The organism is Cupriavidus sp. SZY C1 (assembly GCF_032190535.1).
GTDB lineage: Bacteria > Pseudomonadota > Gammaproteobacteria > Burkholderiales > Burkholderiaceae > Cupriavidus > Cupriavidus pauculus_C.
On sequence record NZ_JAUANU010000002.1, the window covers coordinates 440183 to 459244 of the forward strand.

Genomic DNA, 19062 nt, shown 5'->3' on the forward strand with positions numbered 1-19062 from the left:
CACAAAGCAAGGACGGGAGGCATGGGCCTCCCGTTTTGCCATGTGACGGCTGGGCTGGCTGGGGGATTGGCGGCAGGACTGGCGGCCGGACTGGCGGCTCCAGCCGCGGTGGCCGCCCGGGTGCCGTTTTCAGACTATTCGCAAGTCCGGGCGCTCCGTTCGCCGCTACAATCGCCGAAGCCTTCCCCCAGGAGACACCGCATGACTGACGACGTTGCAGCAACTTCCCAGGTTTCCGGTTTCCAATCGCCGCGCTGGCGCGCCACGCTGGCCGTGGCGCTGACGGCGCTGCTTGCCGCGTGCGGCACGACCGCCAAGGACGCCGGCAAGCCGGCTGCCGCCCAGGGCCCGGCCTCGGCGCCGGCCGCCCAGGCGGCCATGCCGCCCGCACCCGAGGTGTCGTCGGGCTACCGGCCCGGCATGACCACCACCTACGCGCAGAAGCACATGGCGGCCGCGGCCAACCCGCTGGCCACCGAGGCCGGGCGCGAGATCCTGCGGGCCGGCGGCTCGGCCATCGACGCGGCCGTGGCCATGCAGGCCGTGCTGACGCTGGTGGAGCCGCAGGCCACCGGCATCGGCGGCGGCGCGTTCATCATGTACTGGGACGGCAAGCGCGTGCAGGCGTACGACGGCCGCGAGACCGCGCCGTCCGGCGCCACCGAGAACCTGTTCATGCGGCCCGACGGCAAGCCGATGGAGTTCTCCGAAGGCCAGATCGGCGGACGCTCGGTGGGCGTGCCGGGCGTGCTGCGCGCGCTGGAAATGGCGCATCGCGAGCATGGCCGGCTGCCGTGGGCGCGGCTGTTCCAGCCCGCCATCCGGCTGGCCGAGAAGGGCTTTCCGATGTCGCAGCGTCTCTACACGCAGGTCGCGGCGGACAAGTTCATGGGCGGCTCGCCCGAGATGACCGCGTACTTCCTTGACGCGCAGGGCAAGGCCAAGCCGGTCGGCACGCTGATCCGCAATCCGCAACTGGCGCAGACGCTGCGCGAGATTGCCCGCAACGGCCCGAACGTGTTCTACAACGGCCCGATCGCGCGCGACATCGCCGCCAAGGTCAACGCGCATCCGAACCCCGGCAGCCTCTCGGTGGCCGACCTCAAGGGCTACAAGGCCAAGGTGCGCGTGCCGGTCTGCACCGACTACCGGCAGTGGAAGGTCTGCGGCATGCCGCCGCCGTCGTCGGGCGGCATTGCCATCGCGCAGATCCTGGGCACGCTGGAGGCGCTGGAAAAGCGCGACCCGCGCTATGCGCTGGCCAGCCTGAAGCCGTCGCGCGTCGACCTGCCGTCGCTGATGGAGCCGAACCCGCTGGCGGTGCATGCCATCGCCGAGGCCGACCGGCTGGCCTATGCCGACCGGGGGCTCTACGTGGCCGATGCCGACTTCGTGCCCGTGGACGTGGCCGCGATGGTCAATCCGAACTACCTGGCCGAGCGCGCGCAACTGATCGGCGACAAGAGCATGGGCAAGGCCCAGCCCGGCACGCCGCCCGGCGTGAAGGTGGCGTTCGCGCCGGACCGCTCGCCGCCGCGCATTTCCACGTCGCAGATCGTGGCCGTCGACAACCGGGGCGGGGCGTTGTCGATGACGACGACGATCGAGTCGTACTTCGGCTCGCACATCATGGTGCGCGGCTTCATGCTCAACAACCAGCTTACCGATTTCTCGTTCACCCCGACCGAGAACGGCAAGCCCGTGGCCAACCGCGTGCAGGCCGGCAAGCGGCCGCGCTCGTCGATGGCGCCGACGCTGGTGTTCGACCGGCAGTCCGGCAAGCTGGTGGCCGCGCTGGGGTCGCCGGGCGGGTCGCAGATCATCGAGTACGTGTCGAAGACGCTGGTCGGCCTGCTCGACTGGGACATGGACGTGCAGCAGGCCGTGGGCATGGCCAACTTCGGCAGCCGCAACGGCCCGACCGAGGTGGAGCGCGGACTGGTGACGCCGCGGCTGGTGGATGCGCTGCGCCAGCAGGGCCATCAGGTGGCCGAGATCGAGATGACCAGCGGCACGCAGGCCATCATGCGCAAGACCGTGGACGGCAAGGCCGTCTGGGCCGGCGGCGCCGATCCGCGCCGCGAAGGCGTGGCGCTGGGCGACTGACCGTGGCCCATCGCGGCGGCGCGCGGGCATAAAAAAACGGGCGCGAAGATCGCGCCCGTTCCAGTGCTGCATGTTGTTGGTCTGGACTCAGGCGTCCAGCTTGACCCCTGCCGCTTTCACGACTTGTGCCCAGCGCTTCTCCTCGGCCTGGAACCACTTGTTGGTCTCGGCCGGCGACATCGTCACCACTTCCGCCCCCTGGCCGGCCAGGTTGGCGCGGATTTCAGGCGTGCGGATGATCTTGACCAGCTCGGTGTTGATGCGCTGGACCAGCGCGTCAGGCATGCCGGCCGGCGCCATCACGCCCTGCCACGTGCCCGATTCGAAGTTCGGCACGCCGCTTTCGGCAATCGTCGGCGTCTGGCCGACCAGCGCCATACGCGTGCGCTTGGATACGGCCAGCAGCTTCAGCTTGCCCGACTGCACGTGCGGATAGGTCGCCAGCATGCCGTTCATCAGCACCTGGGCGGTACCCCCGACCGTGTCGGCAATCGCCTGCGCGCCGCCCTTGTACGGCACGTACTGCCACGCGGCCTTGGTGGCCTGCTGCACGGCCACGCCGGCCAGGTGCGGGGCGCTGCCGATGGCCGTCACGGCGAAGTTCAGCGACTGCTTGTGCGACAGCTCGACCAGTTCCTTGAGGTTGTTGGCCGGCACAGAGGGGTGCACGACCAGCAGGTGCGGCGAGTAGGCCAGCATCGCCACGCCCTTGAGGTCCTTGTCCGGATTGAACGTCAGCTTGGTGTAGACCGACGGGGTGATTGCCAGCGCGCCGACGTCGCACAGCAGCAGCGTGTGGTTCTCGGATCCGGCCTGCGCCACCATGGCGGCGCCGATATTGCCGTTGGCGCCCGGGCGGTTGTCCACCACGATCGGCTGGCCCAGCGCTTCGCCCAGCTGCTTGCTGATCAGGCGCGCGATGATGTCCGACGATCCGCCGGCGGGGTAGGGCACCACGAGCCGGATCGGCTTGGTCGGCCATTTGTCCTGCGCCCACGAGGTGGCCGGGGCAATGATGCCGGACGTGCCCACGGCACCGAGAGCCGCAAGGCCCGGAAGCTGGCCAAGGAATTGGCGGCGGGAAGAGGTCATGCTGTGTCTCCAGTCAACACTTATCATCAGTCGTCGTACAACGATGGATGGGAGTGTAGGCTGGGATCGCGGCCGGGTCTATCGGGAAAACACGTAGAAGGGAGGGGGTGAATGTTGGGACATTAGGGTGGGGGCGGGTGTTGGGGTGGGGCGTTCAATGTCTCGGCGCAGGCGGAGCCATGTGGATCGGCGTGCTCAGTTGTCTGATGACTTGAGCCTGGGTTTGCTCCCTTCTGCCGCGCGCCTGTGTAGGGGCCGGGGATGAGGGCAGGCCGTCGGGCACTGACAAGCGTTCTTCGCAGGCGACCCGCTTGGCCCTCACCCCCAACCCCTCTCCCGCAGGCGGGAGAGGGGAGCCAACCGGTGGCAATCGACCGCCAACGCCGCAACGTGGCCTCGACGACAGCTCTCCGGCGTCACGCCCCACCACCTCAGCCCTACGCCCCCGACTTCTTCGCGTACTCCCAGCCCATTTCCGCCATCGGGCGGGCGCGCTTGCCGGCGTCCAGGGCCTGGGCGGACGATGCCGTGCCGTCCACCACGCGCTTCATGATGCCCTGCAGGATGCCGGCGATGCGGAACATGCTGAAGGCCAGGTAGAAGTTCCAGTCGCCGGTGATCTGGCGGCCGGTGCGTTGTTCGTACAGGCGGCGGTACGCGGCTTCGTCGGGGATGCCGAGCGCCTGGTGGTCCAAGCCGGCGATGCCGCGGAACTGGCCGGGCTGGATGTGCCAGCTCATGCAGTGGTAGCCAAAGTCGGCCATCGGATGGCCCAGCGTGGACAGCTCCCAGTCCAGCACGGCCAGCACCTTTGGCTCGGTCGGGTGGAACATCAGGTTGTCGAGCCGGTAGTCGCCGTGGACGATGCTGGTCAGATCCACGTCTTCCTGCGGGATGTGATCGGGCAGCCACGCCATGAGCTGGTCCATGGCCGGGATCGATTCGGTTTCGGACAGCTTGTACTGCTTGCTCCAGCGCTCGATCTGGCGCTGGAAGTAGTTGCCGGGCTTGCCGTAGTCGGCCAGCCCGATGGCCTGGTAGTCGACCGTGTGCAGCGCGGCGATGACACGGTTCATCTCGTCGTAGATCGCGCCGCGCTGGGCGGGGGTCATGTCCGGCAGCGACTGGTCCCACAGCACGCGGCCGCTGACGAATTCCATGATGTAGAAGGCGCGGCCGATGATGGCCTCGTCCTCGCAGAGCGCGAACATGTGCGCGACCGGCACGTCGGTGCCGGCCAGCGCCTTCATGACGCGGTATTCGCGCTCGATGGCGTGGGCCGACGGCAGCAGCTTGGCCTTGGGGCCCGGCTTGGCGCGCATCACGTAGGTCTGGCCCGGCGTGACCAGCTTGAAGGTGGGATTGGACTGGCCGCCCTTGAACTGCTCGACGCTCAGCGGCCCGGCAAAGCCGGCCACGTGCTGGCGCATCCAGTCCTCCAGCGCGCCGACGTCAAAGCGCTGCTGGTCGGCCACAGGGCGCGTGCCTTCGAAATGCGAAACGTTGCTGCTGCTCATGTGTGTCTCTCTCCGCAATGTGTTTTGTCGTCGTTGTCGGAATTGTCGCCGCCGGATATGCCCGGGCGTCAGCGATAGTTCGGCTTGCGCTTTTCCAGGAAGGCCGTGATGCCCTCGCCCCCGTCGCGGTGGTGCAGCGCGGCCACGAAGCTGTCGCGCTCGGCGGCCAGGTGTTCGGTCAGCGTGGCGGTGCCGGCATGGTTGATCAGCGATTTCATGCCGCGCACGGCGTTCGGCGATTCCTTGGCCAGGTTGTCGGCAATCCGCAGCGCCTCGGTCAGCGCGTGGCCCGGCTGGACCACGCGGTTGACGATGCCGAAGTGTGCCAGCCGCGCCGGGTCCACCGGTTTGCCTTCCATCAGGATCTCGCTGGCCAGCTGGCGCGGCAGCATGCGGGCAATCTCGTACGAGCCGCCGCCGTCCGGCGTCAGCCCGACCTTGACGTAGGCCATCACGAACTTGGCGTCGCTGGCGGCCACCACGAAATCGCAGGCCAGCACCAGCGAGAAGCCGGCGCCGGCGGCCGGGCCTTCCACGGCGGCGATGATCGGCTTGGGAAACGCGTGGAACGATTCGATCCAGTGGTGCAGCGTCTCGATGCTCTCGGCCTGCACCGCCGGCGGCTGCGAGCGGTTGCCAAGCAGCCGGTTCAGGTTGCCGCCGGCGCAGAACACGCCGTTGGCGCCGGTCAGCACCACGGTGCGGATCGAGTCATCGCGCGCGGCCACTTCCAGCGCCTCCTGCGAGGCGGCGTAGATGTCCGGATGCAGCGCGTTGCGCGCCTCGGGGTTCGAGATGGTCAGGACGAGCGTCGCGTCGACGCGTTCGGAAAGTAGCTGGGCGGTCATGGCGGCCTCTGTTCTGATAAGGATTGCCGGGGGATACGAAACGGGCGCCCCGTGTCTCGTCGGGGCGCCCGTGCGGGGGTCAGGCTTCTTCGGTCAGCAGCGACAGGCCCAGGCCCGCGCGGCGCCACAGCCACGGGCTCGGGCGGTAGCGCATGTCGCCGGTCAGGCGGTTCATGTTGCGCAGCACTTCCAGGATCACGCCGGGGCCGATCGTGTCGCCCAGCGCCAGCGGGCCCTTGGGGTAGCCCAGGCCCAGGTTCACGGCCAGGTCGATGTCGGTCGGCGTGGCAATGCGCTGCTGGGCGATGTCGCTGGCGATGTTGACGATGCAGCCGATGATGCGCTGGGCGATGAAGCCGGCCGAGTCGCGGATCACGGTCACCGGCACGCCGTCGCTGGCCAGCAGGCCGTGCGCGGCGTCGCGGGCGGCGGCGCTGGTGGCCGGCGTGGTCATCAGCGTGCGGCGCTTGGTGGCTTCGAACGGCAGCAGCGTGTCGATGGCGACCACGCGCGTGGCGTCCAGCCCTTCCTCCAGCGCGGCGGTGGTGGCGTCCAGGCCCAGCGGCGTCACCACGATCAGCGCGTCGGCCGACGGGGCGTTGCCGCCTTCGACCGTCGCGCCCAGCGCGCCCAGCAGCTTCACGGTCATCGCGTGGCCGCGCGCGTTGGCGCGGCTGACCCAGACGCTGGCCGGGCGGGCGTCGGGCACGGGCTGGGCGGCCGGCACCTGCTTCTGGCCGTCCGGATAGGCGTAGAAGCCCGCGCCGGTCTTGCGGCCCAGCAGGCCGCCGGTGTAGCGCAGCTGCGTGATCGGCGACGGGCGGTAGCGCGCTTCCTGGTAGAACTGGTTGTAGATCGACTCCATCACCGGGTGCGACACGTCGAGCCCGGTCAGGTCCATCAGCTCGAACGGGCCCATGCGGAAGCCGGCCTGCTCGCGCATGATGTTGTCGATGTCGACGAACGCGGCCACGCCTTCCTGCGCGGCCTTCAGGCCCTCGATGTTCATGCCGCGGCCGGCATGGTTGACGATGAAGCCCGGCATGTCCTTGCAGCGCACCGGCGTATGGCCCATGCGGCGCGACAGCTCCATCAGGCGGTCGCCGACGGCCGGGTCGCCAGAGAGGCCGTCGATCACTTCCACGACCTTCATCAGCGGCACCGGGTTGAAGAAGTGATAGCCGACGATGCGGCCCGGCTGGCGGGCGCCCACGGCGATGGCGGTGATCGACAGCGACGACGTGTTCGACGCAATCACCGCGTCGTCCGGCAGGATCGCCTCTAGCCGGGCCACGAGGTCGCGCTTGACGTCGAGCTTTTCCACGATGGCTTCCACGACCATGTCGCAGCCGGCCAGGTCTTCCAGCGCGGTGCACGCCTTCACGCGGGCCAGCGCGGCCTCGCTGTCGGCGGCGCTGATCTTGCCCTTGTCGGCCAGCTTGGCAAAGGTATCCTGCAGGTACTGGCGCGCAGCGGCCACGGCCTGGGCGTTGGTATCGAACAGGCTGACGGCAAGGCCCGCCTGCGCGGCGACCTGGGCGATGCCGCGGCCCATGGCTCCGGTGCCAACGATGCCGAGCGATTGGATAGTGGAATTGCGCATTGTCGGTCCAAAAAAGTTGTGGCTAAATTAGCACGATCGTACGTTTTCTGCACCTTCAGCGACAGAGGCGCCGCGCATGCGGCGTGCGCTGATCGGCCATGCAAGGCGGGGCAGACGGCGGCGGTGCGGCCTGGGGTCGACACCGGCGATTCCACCTACCTGGAGAGACACACACATGCTGAAGCTCTGCGGATTTTCCGCCAGCAACTACTACAACAAGGTCAAGCTGGCCCTGCTGGAAAAGAACCTGCCGTTCGAGGAAGTGCTGGCCTGGATTGGCGAGACCGACCTGGCGGCGTCCCCGCTGGGCAAGGTGCCCTACATCATCACCGATGCCGGCCCGCTGTGCGAGTCCGAGGCGATTGCCGAGTACATCGAAACCACCTACATCCAGGCCCCGCTGCTGCCAAAGGACCCGTACCAGGCCGGCAAGGTGCGCGAACTCGTCACGTTCATGGAGCTGTACCTGGAACTGACCGCCCGCGAGCTGTACCCGGAGGCGTTCTTCGGCGGCAAGGTCAGCGACCGCGTGAAGGAACGCCAGCGCGCGCTGCTGGACAAGTTCATCCCCGCCTTCGGCAAGCTGGCGAAGTTCTCGCCGTATGTCGCCGGCGACACCTTCACGCTAGCCGACTGCGCCGCCGTCTGCCACCTGCCGCTGGTGTCGTCGTGCACCAAGATCATCTACGGCGAGGACCTGCTGGCCGGCCTGCCGGTGAAGGACTACCTGAAGCGGATGGCCGAACGGCCGAGCGTGCAGAAGGTCAATGCCGACCGGAAGGCCAACACCGAGCTGATGCTGAGTCGGAATCGGTAACCATCGTTTTCCGCTTGTTTGCTCCTCTCTCCGTCGTGCGGAGAGGGGCCGGGGGTGAGGGCGTTGAGGTTCTGCTTGCCGACGGGTGGCAATTTGCACCGCTGGCCCTCACCCCCGACCCCTCTCCCGCAGGCGGGAGAGGGGAGCTACAACCGTCAGCGATTCACACCCCTCACTGTTGCACTCCCCATCACAGCTTTGCCAGCCGCTCCAGCGCCAGCTTCAGCGTCTCTTCCTTCTTGGCGAAGCAGAATCGCACCACGCCGGACTCGCGCGGGGCCGAGTAGAAGGCGGAGACCGGGATCGCGGCCACGCCGATTTCGCGCGTCAGCCACATCGAGAAATCGGCCTCGCTCATGTCGGAGATGGCCGAGTAGTCCACGCACTGGAAGTACGTGCCGTCCGAGGGCAGCAGCTTGAAGCGCGTGCCGGATAGTCCGGCGCGGAAATAGTCGCGCTTCTTCTGGTAGAAGGCGGCCAGGTCCAGGTACGGCGCGGGATCGGCCATGTAGTCGGCCAGGCCGTGCTGCACCGGGGTGTTCACCGTGAACACGTTGAACTGGTGCACCTTGCGGAATTCGTTCATCAGCGCGGCCGGCGCGGCCACGTAGCCAACCTTCCAGCCCGTCACGTGGTAGGTCTTGCCGAAGCTCGACACGACGAAGCTGCGGCGCGCCAGCTCGGGGTGGCGCGATACCGACGCGTGCGGCTGGCCGTCGTAGACCATGTGCTCGTAGACCTCGTCGGACAGCAGCAGGATGTCGGTGCCGGCCAGCAGGTCGGCCAGCTGCTGCATGTCCTCGGCGCGCCAGATCGTGCCGGTCGGGTTGTGCGGCGTGTTGATCATGATCATGCGCGTCCTGGGCGTGATCGCGGTGGCCAGCTTGTCGAACGGAATGCGGAACAGCGGCGCCTCCAGCCGCACGGGCACGGCCGTGGCGCCGGCCAGCTCGATCGACGGCAGGTAGCTGTCGTAGCACGGCTCCAGCACGATGACCTCGTCGCCCGGGTGCACCGCGCACAGGATCGACGTCAGCAGGCCCTGCGTGGCGCCGGCCGTGACCGTGATCTCGGTGTTCCAGTCGTACTGGTGGCCGTACAGCGTGGCGATCTTGGCGGCGATGGCTTGGCGCAGCCGCGGCACGCCTGCCATCGGCGGGTACTGGTTGTGGCCAGCGCGCATGGCGGCCGCCACGGCGTCGACGATGCGCGGGTCGCAGTCGAAGTCCGGAAAGCCCTGGCCCAGGTTCACGGCGTTCTTCTCGGCGGCCAGCGCCGACATCACGGTGAAGATCGTGGTGCCCACGTTGGGCAGGCGGGACAGCGGCGGATTCAGCGGGGCAAGGGTCGATTCGGACATGTGGGACGAAGGCGGAAAAGGTCTCGGGCAGGCAGGCAGAGCGTCATTCTAGCGGGGTTCCGGCGGCGGCTGCGGGCGCCCGCCCGCTGGCCTGCCAGCCGCCGAGCCAGCCGGCAAAGGCCAGCGGCGGCAGCACGTCCACGCCGCTGGTGCGGCGCAGGCGGCTCCTGAGCTTCAGCACGGCCTTGTCCTTCGACACCAGCAGCACGGCGCGCGCGAAGTGCGCCAGTTCGATGAACTTCTGGTCGTCGGTGTCGCGGCACTTCGGCAGGCGGACGGCGTCGGCCTCGGCGGCCGGCGGCAGGGGTTCGAGCGTGGCCAGGCGGTCTACCTCGGCCAGCGCCGCGTCGATGTCGACCGCGAACCGCGCAAACTGCGGATAGGCCAGCACGCGGCGCAGTTCCTCGCGGCAGTCGGCCCGGATCACCGGCGCGATGGCGCCCGCGGCCAGCGCGGCGCGGATCGGCTCGACGTGGGGGTCCCGGAAGACCAGCAGGTCCACCCAGACGTTGGAATCAAGCACCACGCGCGGCGCGCCGGCGGGGGTGTCGGAGGTGGCGCCGGGGGCAGGCGCGGGGGTGCGGGGCAGGGCGCCGGCGGTGGCTTCGGTGGGCATTCGCTACAATCTCAGCTTTGTTTCTGCCCGCGATTTTGCCATGCTCATCGTCCTGTCTCCCGCCAAGTCCCTGGACTACGAGACACCGCCGCGCGTCAAGACCCACACGATGCCGCGTTTCATCGACCGTTCGGCCACGCTGATCGACCGCCTGCGCAAGCTGGCGCCGCAGGACGTGGCGTCGCTGATGGACATCTCCGACAAGCTCGCCGTGCTCAACGTGACCCGCTACGCCGACTGGTCGCCCGAGTTCACGGCCGCCAACAGCAAGCAGGCGGTGCTGGCGTTCAACGGCGACGTCTACGACGGGCTGGACGCGAAATCGCTGTCCACCGACGACCTGGCGTTCGCGCAGAAGCACCTGCGCATCCTGTCCGGGCTGTACGGCCTGCTGCGGCCGATGGACTGGATGCAGCCCTACCGGCTGGAAATGGGCACCCGGCTGGACAACGCCGCCGGGCGCGACCTGTACGCGTTCTGGGGCGACGACGTCACCCAGCTGCTCAACAAGGACATGGCCGCGCTCAAGCACGAGGGCGCGCCGACGCTGGTGAACCTGGCGTCCGAGGAATATTTCAAGGTGGTGCGTCCGAAGGTGCTCGACGCGCGGGTCATCACGCCCGTGTTCGAGGACTGGAAGGGCGGCCGCTACAAGATCATCTCGTTCCATGCCAAGCGGGCGCGCGGTACGATGGCACGCTACGCGGTCACGCACCGCGTGACCGACGCCACCCGGCTCAAGCGCTTCAACGAGGACGGCTACGCTTTCGACAAGGCCGCCTCGGACGACGCGCGCTGGGTGTTCCGCCGCCGCCTGGAAGACTGACCCGAGACAAACAGGACCCTATCCCCATGACCTCGGCACTCCATATCTCGTCAATGTTCGATTCCGGCGCGATCGAAGTCGAATCGATCGACCGCGCCGACGACATCCGCCTGCGCATCCGCGCCGATTCCCACGCCGACTTTCGCCAGTGGTTCCACTTCCGGCTGCAGGGCGCGGCCGGGCAGGCCTGCCGGCTGCGGTTCCTGAACGCGGGCGAGTGCACGTACCCGGACGGCTGGCGCGACTATCGCGCCGTGGCGTCGTACGACCGCGCGCACTGGTTCCGCGTGCCGACCCAGTACGACGGCCAGACCATGACCGTCGACTTCACGCCGGCGCACGACAGCGTCTGGTTGGCCTATTTCGAGCCGTATTCCGATGAGCGGCACCTGGCGCTGCTGGCGTCGTGCCAGCGCTCGCCGGTGGCCAGGCTGTCGCACCTGGGCAGCACCGTGGACGGCCGCGACCTGACCTGCGTGACGCTGGGCGAGCCCGGGCCGGGCAAGAAGACCATCTGGATGATTGCGCGCCAGCACCCGGGCGAGAGCATGGCCGAATGGTTCTGCGAAGGCGTGCTGCAGCGCCTGACCGGCACCGGCGCGTGGCACGGCGACCCGGTGGCGCGCAAGCTGCTGGAGCGCGCGGTGTTCCACATCGTGCCGAACATGAACCCGGACGGGTCGTCGCGCGGCAACCTGCGGACCAACGCGGCCGGCGCGAACCTGAATCGTGAATGGATGCAGCCGAGCCTGGAGACCAGCCCCGAGGTCTACCACGTGCGCCGCGCCATCGAACGGACCGGCGTGGACCTGTTCTTCGACATCCACGGCGACGAGGCGCTGCCCTACAACTTCGTGGCCGGCAGCGAGATGCTGCCCGGCTTCACCGAGGCCCAGCGCGCACAGCAGTCGCGCTTCATCGACGCATTCAAGCGCGTCTCGCCCGATTTTCAGGACGTGCACGGCTACGCGGCCAGCAAGTACAACGCCGACGCGCTGAAGCTGGCCTCGAAGTACATCGGCCACACCTTCGGCTGCCTGGCGCTGACGCTGGAAATGCCGTTCAAGGACAACGCCGACCTGCCCGACCCGGAAGTGGGCTGGAACGGCGCGCGCAGCGCGCTGCTGGGCACGGCAATGCTGCAGGCGGTGCTGGAGTATCTAGGCTAGGAAAGATTCAGGATGGTTTGCTCCCGCCTCCCACACGGTGGGAGACGGGTTGGGGGTGCGGGCCCGGCGTTTCAGATCGCTGTGGTCGGCAACTTGAGCCGCTTGCCCTTACCCGCGGCCCCTCTCGGGCGTGCGGGAGAGGGGAGCGACAAAGCTACTGCTTCTTCTTCGTCTTCGACGACGCCGAGCTCTTTGTCGATGACGTGGACTTGGCCTTCGACTTCGATGTCGTCGACTTGGCGCTGCTCTTGCCTTTCTTCTTGCTCTGCGTGGCCGATGTGGCCACGGCCGGTGCGGCGGCGGGTTCGATGATCGTGTCGCCGTTGCTGTCCAGCAGTTCGTACGCGAGCATCATGCCGTCGTTGTAGCCGCAGCGGACGCGCACGGGCTGCCATTGGGCCTCGCCGCGGCGCTTGTGCGCGGTGGCGTTGAACGTGACCACGGAGCTGACCGGCACGGCCTGCTTGCCGGGCGAGAAGCGGCCTTCCCAGCGTTCTTCCATGGCCTGGCCGGCGGACAGCGCGCCGGTGGGGATCTTCAGGGCGTCGTAGGTGGCCGATCGCGGCACCACCCAGCTCGCATGGGCGGCGCAGTCGGCCACATCGGCCGCGGCATTTTCCGATTTCATCAACTGCTGGCGCATCTGGGTCCGGTACTCGGCCAGGCTGACGCGGCCCTTGTCGGGCAGGGTGACCGTGGTGGTCGGCGGTGGCGTCTTGTTGACGATCGGAGGCGGCTTGACGGCCGATGCCGGGGTGGGTGCGGTGTTGGGTGTGGCGGTGGGCGAAGCGGCCGGCGTGGCGGCCGTGGCGTTGTCGTCGGTCGGCGCGGTGGCGCAGCCGGCCAGCGCGATGGCGCCTGCCACTGCGGCAGTCAGCATGCGGAGCTGGCTGCCAAACAGTTCGGAAATTCGTCTGATCACGGGAACGTCTTTGCTCGTGCAAGCAAGGAGGGTGGGTGAAGGATTGCCATGATAGAGGAATCCCCCGCCGTGAAGTTCCTAAATGTTGTTACCCTTCGTTCTAATTGCTTACATCTTGCGCGCATTGGATGCGATTATCCGCGCGCAATAGCAGAAGTGTCCGGGATGTTGCAACTGAGAGGAACCCCGAGACACGCATGCAGCGTGTCCCGGAGTGTGCAGCGGGCGCCCTTGCGGCGCCCGTTCCGTCGATGACCGCCGGTCAGAACGTGCGCGCGAAGCGCAGCAGGTCGTCCATCAGCGCGTCGAGGTTGCGCTGGAGCTTGTCGAAGCCGGCCGATTTTACCAGCCCCACCTCGTCCATGTAGAGCTTGCGGTTGACCTCCAGCTGCAGGCTGTGGCGGCTGGCCTGCGGCTGGCCCACCACGCGCACGATCTCCACGCCCTTGTACGGGTGGTTGCGCCACACGTCGTAGCCCATCTCCTTGAGCACGGCCTCCACGCGGTCGGTGAACCGGGTGTCGCAGGTGGTGCCGTCGCGGTCGCCCACGACGAAGTCCGGATGCTGCAGCCCCGGATGCTCGGTGGCAAACTTCGCGGCCTCGCTGGGCATCGAGTGGCAATTGATGTGGAACACATGCCCGTGGCGCGCCACGGCCGCGTCCGACAGCCGCTGCAGCTGGGCGTAGTACGGCAGGTAGTACGTGTCGATGCGCGCCTGCAGCTCGGCCACGCCGAGCTTGCGGTCGTAGATCGGCTCGCCGGTGTCCAGCACGCGCCAGACCAGGCCCTTGCCCAGTCGCGTCTTGGACGTTTCCTGCTTCAGGCCCGGCCACGGCGCGTCCAGCAGCGCCTCGTCGATCTCCGTCAGGCCGCGGTTGGCGTCGAGGTAGCTGCGCGGAAAGCCGGCGGCCAGCAGCGGAATACCGCGCGCGGGCGCGCCGGCGTAGAGCTCGTCCACGAACGTGTCTTCCGCCTGCCGCAGCAGCGGCAGGGGCAGGTTGGCCGCAAAGCGGAAATCGGCCGGGTACGTGGTGCAGCTATGCGGGGAATCAAGAAAGAGCGGGCCGCACTCGCCTTCCGGCATCTGCAGGAAGTACGGGCTTTCCGCGGTCTTTCGGTCTGCTTCGGTCATACGGACTGCCAGTCGTGGATCGGGTTAGTCGAGCGAGATCTTGGCGGCGGCGGCCACCTTCTTGTTCTTGGCCACTTCGGCGGTGATCTGCTGCGCGAAGTGCTGCGGCGTGTCGCCCACCGGGGTCGCGCCGAGCTTTTCCAGCTTGGCCTTGACCTCGGGCATGGCCAGCACCTTGATCGCGGCCGCGTTCAGCTTGGCCTGGATGTCGGCCGGCAGCTTGGCCGGGGCGATCAGGCCAAACCAGGCGGCGTCATTGACCTCGGGCAAGCCCAGTTCGGCAAAGGTGGGCACGTTCGGCAGGGCGGCCACGCGCTTCGGGGCGGCCACGGCCAGCGCGCGCAGCTTGCCGCCTTCGATGAACGGCAGCGACGACGGCAGGTTGTCGAACAGGATCTGGACCTGGCCGGCCAGCGCGTCGTTCAGCGCCGGGCCCACGCCCTTGTACGGCACGTGCAGCAGTTCGGTCTTGCTGCTCATCTTGAACAGCTCGCCCATCATGTGCGACACGCTGCCGTTGCCGGCCGAGCCATAGGCCAGCTTGTTCGGCTCGGACTTGGCCAGCGCGATGAACGACTTCATGTCGGTGGCCTTGACCGCCGGGTTGATGCTCATCACGTTCGGCACCGAGGCCAGGTTCGTGATCGTCGTGAAATCCTTGGTCGCGTCGTACTGCAGGCGCGGGTAGACGGCCGGGTTGATGCCGTGCGTCGATGCGGTGGCGATGCCGAGCGTGTAGCCGTCCGGCGCGGCCTTGGCCAGGTAGCCCGTGCCGATGCTGCCGCCGGCGCCGCCGCGGTTGTCCACGACCACGGCCTGGCCCAGTTGCTGGCCGAGCTTGTCGGCCACGATGCGCGCGACGATGTCGGTGGTGCCGCCGGCCGGGAACGGCACGACGAGCGTGATCGGCTTGGTCGGATAGCCCTCGGCAAAGGCGGGCAGGGTCAGGCTGGCGGCCGCGAAGGCGGTGGCGGCGGCAAGGACTTTCAGCAGGGGACGGCGTTGCATCGAAGGGATTCCGTTGAAAGAAGAGAGGAAGAACGGTCTCTGGCGGACCTGGCGACCGGATGGATCGCGGGACGCGGCGGGCCGGCGGGCCCATCGGCATCGTAGGAAATCCATGTGTCGAGCGCTTTTCGATTCTGCGCGCCCGAGCACGCGGCTGGCAAACGATTTAAAATCCCAGGCTCATTCCATTTGGTATTGAAGTAGGAGTGCATCATGCGGCGCTTATGTCCGTCGATGACCGAACTGGTGGCTTTCGAGGCGGCGGCGCGGCATAGCAGTTTTACGGTGGCGGCCCGCGAGCTGCATGTGACGCAGGGCGCCGTCAGCAAGCAGGTACGAAGCCTGGAGGCGTTCCTGGGCGTCGAGCTGTTCGAGCGGGTGCGCCAGCGGCTGCTGCTGACCGAGGCCGGCGCCCGCTACCTGGAGCGGATCGGCCCGAGCCTGGCGGCCATCGAGTCGGCCAGCGTGGAATTGATCGCGCGGCAGGGGCGCGGCGGCATCCTGCATATCGCCAGCATGCCCACACTGGGCGCCAAATGGCTGATCCCCCGGCTGCCGCAGTTCTTTGCCCGGCATCCCGAAGTCACGCTGGAATTCGTGCCGCACGCCCAGGGCTACGACTTTTCCCAGCCCGATCTGGACGCGGCCATCCGCTTTGGCGACGGCGTCTGGCCTGGCACGCAGGCCGACTACATGACCGGGCGCGAAGTATTGCCGGTCTGCCGGCCCGGCCTGCTCGTGCACGAGCCCGACGGCGTGGCCAGAACGCCAGCGGCGCTGCTGCGCTATCCGCTGCTGCACCATACGACGGTGCCCGAGGCGTGGCCCGACTGGCTGGCCGCGCTGGGCATTTCTACGCGCGAAGCCTGGGCCGGCGCGCGCTTCGACCAGTTCACGCTGCTCACGCAGGCGGCCATGTCGGGACTGGGCATCGCGCTGATCCCGCGCTGCCTGATCGAGGAGGAACTGGCCACCGGCACGCTGATCGTCGCGCATCCGGCGCGCGTGCTGGCCCGCAAGGGGTATTACCTGTGCTATCCGGAGCAGAAGGCGCACCTGCCGGCGCTGCAGACGTTCCGGCAGTGGGTGATGGAAGGCGTGGACGTCGTCGCGTGACCGGGCGGGCGGCCCGGTGCCCGGCTACTTGGTCAGCACCTTCATGGCTTCTTCCAGCCCGGCTGGCGTTACCGGATACATCCGGTTCTTCATGATCTGGTTGATGACCGTGATCGACTGGCGGTACTGCCACAGGCCCTCCGGCTCGGGGTTGAGCCAGACGAAGCGCGGGAACTGCTCGATCATCCGGTTCAGCCAGACCGCGCCGGCCTCCGGATTGTTGTACTCGACCGATCCGCCCGGCTGCAGGATCTCGTAGGGGCTCATCGTCGCGTCGCCGACGAAGATCACCTTGTAGTCGGGCGTGTACTTGTGCATCAGGTCCCACGTGGCGATCTTCTCCGCGTGGCGGCGCCGGTTGTTCTTCCAGACGTAGTCGTACAGGCAGTTGTGGAAGTAGTAGTACTCCAGGTGCTTGAACTCGGTCTTGGCGGCCGAGAACAGCTCCTCCACGCGCTTGATGTGGTCGTCCATCGAGCCGCCCACGTCCATCAGCATCAGCACCTTGACCTTGTTGTGGCGCTCGGGCCGCAGCTTGATGTCGAGCAGGCCGGCGTTGGCGGCCGTGGCGTGGATGGTGTCGTCCAGGTCCAGCTCGGTGTCGGCGCCCTCGCGCGCAAAGCGGCGCAGCCGGCGCAGCGCCACCTTGATGTTGCGCGTGCCCAGTTCCACCTGGTCGTCGTAGTCCTTGTAGGCGCGGCTTTCCCAGACCTTGATCGCGGTGCGGTTGCCCTTGGACGGCCCGCCGATGCGGATGCCCTCGGGGTTGTAGCCGCCGTGGCCGAACGGCGACGTGCCGCCGGTGCCGATCCACTTGTTGCCACCCTCGTGCTTTTCCTTCTGCTCGTCCAGAAGCTGCCTGAGCCGCTCCATGAGCTTGTCCAGGCCGCCCATGGCCTCGATCTTCGCCTTCTCCTCGGCCGACAGCTCGCGTTCCAGCGTCTTCTGCAGCCAGTCCAGCGGGATGTCGCTCTTCCCGTCCACCAGGCTCTGCACGCCCTGGAAGTACGCGGCGAAGGTCTGGTCGAACTTGTCGAAGTGTTTCTCGTCCTTGACCAGCGTCATGCGCGACAGGTAGTAAAACTCGTCGATCGACGGCGAGATCACCTGGGCGCGCAGCGCTTCGAGCATCGTCAGGTATTCCTTGACCGATACGGGCAGCTTGGCGTGGCGCAGCGAGAAGAAGAAGTCGATCAGCATGGCGGGCCTCCGATCAACGCGGGCGGTCGAGCTGGAATTGCAGGTGGGCGCGCACGGCCGGCCACTCGCTGGCGATGATCGAGAAGACCACCGTGTCGCGGAACGACCCGTCGGGCATGCGCTGGTGGTTGCGCAGCACGCCGTCCTGCCTGGCGCCCAGCCGGGCGATGGCCGTGCGGCTCTGGTGGTTCATCCAGTGCGTGCGGAATTCCACGGCGATGCAGTCCAGCGTCTCGAACGCGTGGCGCAGCAGCATCAGCTTGCATTCGGTGTTCAGCGCGGTGCGCTGCACGCGCTGCGCGTACCAGGTGGAGCCAATCTCGACGCGGCGGTTCTTGCCGTCGATGTTCATGTACGTGGTCATGCCGGCCACACGGCCGGCGGCGTCCAGCACCGTGAACGGCTGCATCGTGTCCTGCGCCTGCAGGCCCAGGCGGCGCTCGATCTCGGCGGCCATCGCCTCGGGCGTCGGCACGCTGGTGTACCAGAGCCGGTGCAACGCGCCATCGGCGGCGGCCTCCTGCAGGCCGGCCAGGTGGTCCGTCGACAGCGGCGCCAGCGTGGCGTGTTGCCCGGTCAGCGTGACGGGCTGGACAAACTTCGTCATCGTGCCGGCTCCGCTCAGCGGTTGGCGCGGTTCATGAACACCAGCCGCTCGAACAGGTGCACGTCCTGCTCGTTCTTGAGCAGCGCGCCGTGCAGCGGCGGGATGGCGGCCTTGCGGTCCGGGCTGCGCAGCGCCTCGGCCGGGATGTCCTCGGCCATCAGCAGCTTGAGCCAGTCGATCAGCTCCGACGTGCTCGGCTTCTTCTTCAGGCCCGGCAGGTTGCGCATCTCGTAGAACGCCTCCAGCGCCGCGGCCACCAGTTCGCGCTTGATGCCGGGGTAGTGGACGTCGACGATCTGCTGCATCGTCTCGGCGTCCGGAAACTTGATGTAGTGGAAGAAGCAGCGGCGCAGGAAGGCGTCGGGCAGCTCCTTCTCGTTGTTCGACGTGATGATCACGAGCGGGCGGTGGCGGGCCTTGACCAGCTCGCGCGTCTCGTAGACGTAGAACTCCATGCGGTCCAGTTCGCGCAGCAGGTCGTTCGGGAATTCGATGTCGGCCTTGTCGATCTCGTCGATCAGCAGCACCACGGGCGCGTCGGCCTCGAACGCCTGCCAGAGCACGCCCTTGACGATGTAGTTGCGGATGTCGTGCACGCGGTCGTCGCCCAGCTGGGAGTCGCGCAGGCGCGACACGGCGTCGTACTCGTACAGGCCCTGCTGCGCCTTGGTGGTGGACTTGATGTGCCACTGCAACAGCGGCATGCCCAGCGCGGCGGCCACTTCCTCGGCCAGCATGGTCTTGCCGGTGCCGGGCTCGCCCTTGATCAGCAGCGGCCGCTGCAGCGTGCGCGCGGCGTTGACGGCGAGCTTCAGGTCGTCGGTGGCAACGTACTGGGCGCTGCCTTCGAACTTGGCCTGCTGGGACGGATTGGCGTTGGCGTTGGCGGTGGTGGACATGGGCAACCTGGCGGAACGCGGCCGGCCTGCCTGGCAGGCCGGTCGAATGACAATGGGAAGCGACAACCGGCGGGGCCGGAGCGCGCCGACAACGGGCCTCGACAACCCGAAATCCGGCCGGAATGGGCCAGTATAAGAGCAGATCGGCATTCGTGTTCAGTGGGGCACACCCGAAGGCGGGTGGCGTGGACCGCCGCGTGCACGCTGCGGTACAATGCGCC

General features: G+C 67.8%; 17 protein-coding genes. 5 read left to right on the forward strand and 12 right to left on the reverse strand.

The genetic code is table 11. The features are described from left to right. Window positions 1-201 precede the first annotated feature (201 nt). Window positions 202-2106, forward strand: a complete 1905-nt coding sequence (gene ggt, locus QTN24_RS06205) for a gamma-glutamyltransferase (protein ID WP_313835855.1) — start codon at window positions 202-204, stop codon at window positions 2104-2106. A gap of 87 nt (window positions 2107-2193) precedes the next feature. On the opposite strand, the gene QTN24_RS06210 is transcribed toward ggt, so the two are convergent. The 4 genes from QTN24_RS06210 to QTN24_RS06225 all read right to left on the reverse strand — a co-directional run bounded on the left by QTN24_RS06210 (window position 2194) and on the right by QTN24_RS06225 (window position 7166). After that, window positions 2194-3198 (reverse strand): Bug family tripartite tricarboxylate transporter substrate binding protein, encoded by a 1005-nt coding sequence (locus QTN24_RS06210; protein WP_124684829.1) that lies wholly within the window; start codon window positions 3196-3198, stop codon window positions 2194-2196. Between the two features lie 437 nt (window positions 3199-3635). Next, window positions 3636-4715, reverse strand: a complete 1080-nt coding sequence (locus QTN24_RS06215) for a phosphotransferase (protein ID WP_313835856.1) — start codon at window positions 4713-4715, stop codon at window positions 3636-3638. A 68-nt stretch (window positions 4716-4783) separates the two neighbouring features. Beyond that, window positions 4784-5563, reverse strand: coding sequence for an oxepin-CoA hydrolase, alternative type (locus tag QTN24_RS06220; protein ID WP_313835857.1), 780 nt, complete (start codon window positions 5561-5563; stop codon window positions 4784-4786). 79 nt (window positions 5564-5642) lie between these two features. Next, entirely contained in the window at window positions 5643-7166 is a 1524-nt protein-coding gene (locus tag QTN24_RS06225; protein WP_313835858.1) for a 3-hydroxyacyl-CoA dehydrogenase, read from the reverse strand. A gap of 175 nt (window positions 7167-7341) precedes the next feature. Here QTN24_RS06225 and QTN24_RS06230 point away from each other — a divergent pair, with 175 nt between their 5' ends. Beyond that, window positions 7342-7983, forward strand: coding sequence for a glutathione S-transferase (locus QTN24_RS06230; RefSeq protein WP_124684825.1), 642 nt, complete (start codon window positions 7342-7344; stop codon window positions 7981-7983). A 190-nt stretch (window positions 7984-8173) separates the two neighbouring features. Here QTN24_RS06230 and QTN24_RS06235 read toward each other — a convergent pair whose 3' ends face one another. Next, the gene (locus tag QTN24_RS06235) at window positions 8174-9343 is read right to left on the reverse strand and encodes a pyridoxal phosphate-dependent aminotransferase (RefSeq protein WP_313835859.1); all 1170 of its coding nucleotides are present in this window, start codon (window positions 9341-9343) and stop codon (window positions 8174-8176) included. A gap of 43 nt (window positions 9344-9386) precedes the next feature. Further along, on the reverse strand, window positions 9387-9959 hold the full coding sequence (locus tag QTN24_RS06240; RefSeq protein ID WP_313835860.1) for a putative toxin-antitoxin system toxin component, PIN family: 573 nt from the start codon (window positions 9957-9959) through the stop codon (window positions 9387-9389). Between the two features lie 40 nt (window positions 9960-9999). Here QTN24_RS06240 and yaaA point away from each other — a divergent pair, with 40 nt between their 5' ends. Both yaaA and QTN24_RS06250 read left to right on the forward strand, forming a co-directional pair. Beyond that, window positions 10000-10785 carry a peroxide stress protein YaaA gene (gene yaaA, locus QTN24_RS06245; RefSeq protein ID WP_124684822.1) on the forward strand — a complete coding sequence of 262 codons (786 nt, stop codon included), beginning with the start codon at window positions 10000-10002 and terminating at the stop codon, window positions 10783-10785. Window positions 10786-10811: 26 nt separating this feature from the next. After that, window positions 10812-11954 (forward strand): M14-type cytosolic carboxypeptidase, encoded by a 1143-nt coding sequence (locus QTN24_RS06250; protein WP_313835861.1) that lies wholly within the window; start codon window positions 10812-10814, stop codon window positions 11952-11954. A 154-nt stretch (window positions 11955-12108) separates the two neighbouring features. Here the strand turns inward: QTN24_RS06250 and QTN24_RS06255 are convergent, their stop codons facing one another. The 3 genes from QTN24_RS06255 to QTN24_RS06265 all read right to left on the reverse strand — a co-directional run bounded on the left by QTN24_RS06255 (window position 12109) and on the right by QTN24_RS06265 (window position 15019). Beyond that, window positions 12109-12876, reverse strand: a complete 768-nt coding sequence (locus tag QTN24_RS06255) for a BspC domain-containing protein (RefSeq protein WP_409558984.1) — start codon at window positions 12874-12876, stop codon at window positions 12109-12111. Between the two features lie 262 nt (window positions 12877-13138). Continuing rightward, complete coding sequence (locus QTN24_RS06260) at window positions 13139-14011, reverse strand: N-formylglutamate amidohydrolase (protein WP_313835862.1); 873 nt, start codon at window positions 14009-14011, stop codon at window positions 13139-13141. A gap of 24 nt (window positions 14012-14035) precedes the next feature. Further along, window positions 14036-15019 (reverse strand): tripartite tricarboxylate transporter substrate binding protein BugE, encoded by a 984-nt coding sequence (locus tag QTN24_RS06265; protein ID WP_124684818.1) that lies wholly within the window; start codon window positions 15017-15019, stop codon window positions 14036-14038. Between the two features lie 213 nt (window positions 15020-15232). Between QTN24_RS06265 and QTN24_RS06270 the strand changes: the two genes are divergently transcribed. Continuing rightward, window positions 15233-16135 carry a LysR family transcriptional regulator gene (locus tag QTN24_RS06270; protein WP_313835863.1) on the forward strand — a complete coding sequence of 301 codons (903 nt, stop codon included), beginning with the start codon at window positions 15233-15235 and terminating at the stop codon, window positions 16133-16135. 24 nt (window positions 16136-16159) lie between these two features. On the opposite strand, the gene QTN24_RS06275 is transcribed toward QTN24_RS06270, so the two are convergent. Genes QTN24_RS06275 through QTN24_RS06285 form a run of 3 tightly spaced genes read right to left on the reverse strand, consistent with a single transcriptional unit; the run spans window position 16160 to window position 18841 of the window. Then, window positions 16160-17335 (reverse strand): VWA domain-containing protein, encoded by a 1176-nt coding sequence (locus tag QTN24_RS06275; protein WP_313835864.1) that lies wholly within the window; start codon window positions 17333-17335, stop codon window positions 16160-16162. 13 nt (window positions 17336-17348) lie between these two features. Further along, on the reverse strand, window positions 17349-17942 hold the full coding sequence (locus QTN24_RS06280; protein WP_313835866.1) for a GNAT family protein: 594 nt from the start codon (window positions 17940-17942) through the stop codon (window positions 17349-17351). A 14-nt stretch (window positions 17943-17956) separates the two neighbouring features. Then, the gene (locus QTN24_RS06285) at window positions 17957-18841 is read right to left on the reverse strand and encodes a MoxR family ATPase (protein WP_313835867.1); all 885 of its coding nucleotides are present in this window, start codon (window positions 18839-18841) and stop codon (window positions 17957-17959) included. Window positions 18842-19062 lie beyond the last annotated feature (221 nt).

Coding starts and splice junctions, on each gene's coding strand:
- QTN24_RS06220 (WP_313835857.1), bottom strand. CDS start 5,563: ATGACCGCCCAGCTACTTTCCGAACGCGTCGACGCGACGCTCGTCCTG.
- QTN24_RS06260 (WP_313835862.1), bottom strand. CDS start 14,011: ATGACCGAAGCAGACCGAAAGACCGCGGAAAGCCCGTACTTCCTGCAG.
- QTN24_RS06265 (WP_124684818.1), bottom strand. CDS start 15,019: ATGCAACGCCGTCCCCTGCTGAAAGTCCTTGCCGCCGCCACCGCCTTC.
- QTN24_RS06250 (WP_313835861.1), top strand. CDS start 10,812: ATGACCTCGGCACTCCATATCTCGTCAATGTTCGATTCCGGCGCGATC.
- QTN24_RS06210 (WP_124684829.1), bottom strand. CDS start 3,198: ATGACCTCTTCCCGCCGCCAATTCCTTGGCCAGCTTCCGGGCCTTGCG.
- QTN24_RS06275 (WP_313835864.1), bottom strand. CDS start 17,335: ATGCTGATCGACTTCTTCTTCTCGCTGCGCCACGCCAAGCTGCCCGTA.
- ggt (WP_313835855.1), top strand. CDS start 202: ATGACTGACGACGTTGCAGCAACTTCCCAGGTTTCCGGTTTCCAATCG.
- QTN24_RS06280 (WP_313835866.1), bottom strand. CDS start 17,942: ATGACGAAGTTTGTCCAGCCCGTCACGCTGACCGGGCAACACGCCACG.
- QTN24_RS06225 (WP_313835858.1), bottom strand. CDS start 7,166: ATGCGCAATTCCACTATCCAATCGCTCGGCATCGTTGGCACCGGAGCC.
- QTN24_RS06230 (WP_124684825.1), top strand. CDS start 7,342: ATGCTGAAGCTCTGCGGATTTTCCGCCAGCAACTACTACAACAAGGTC.
- QTN24_RS06240 (WP_313835860.1), bottom strand. CDS start 9,959: ATGCCCACCGAAGCCACCGCCGGCGCCCTGCCCCGCACCCCCGCGCCT.
- yaaA (WP_124684822.1), top strand. CDS start 10,000: ATGCTCATCGTCCTGTCTCCCGCCAAGTCCCTGGACTACGAGACACCG.
- QTN24_RS06215 (WP_313835856.1), bottom strand. CDS start 4,715: ATGAGCAGCAGCAACGTTTCGCATTTCGAAGGCACGCGCCCTGTGGCC.
- QTN24_RS06270 (WP_313835863.1), top strand. CDS start 15,233: ATGCGGCGCTTATGTCCGTCGATGACCGAACTGGTGGCTTTCGAGGCG.
- QTN24_RS06285 (WP_313835867.1), bottom strand. CDS start 18,841: ATGTCCACCACCGCCAACGCCAACGCCAATCCGTCCCAGCAGGCCAAG.
- QTN24_RS06235 (WP_313835859.1), bottom strand. CDS start 9,343: ATGTCCGAATCGACCCTTGCCCCGCTGAATCCGCCGCTGTCCCGCCTG.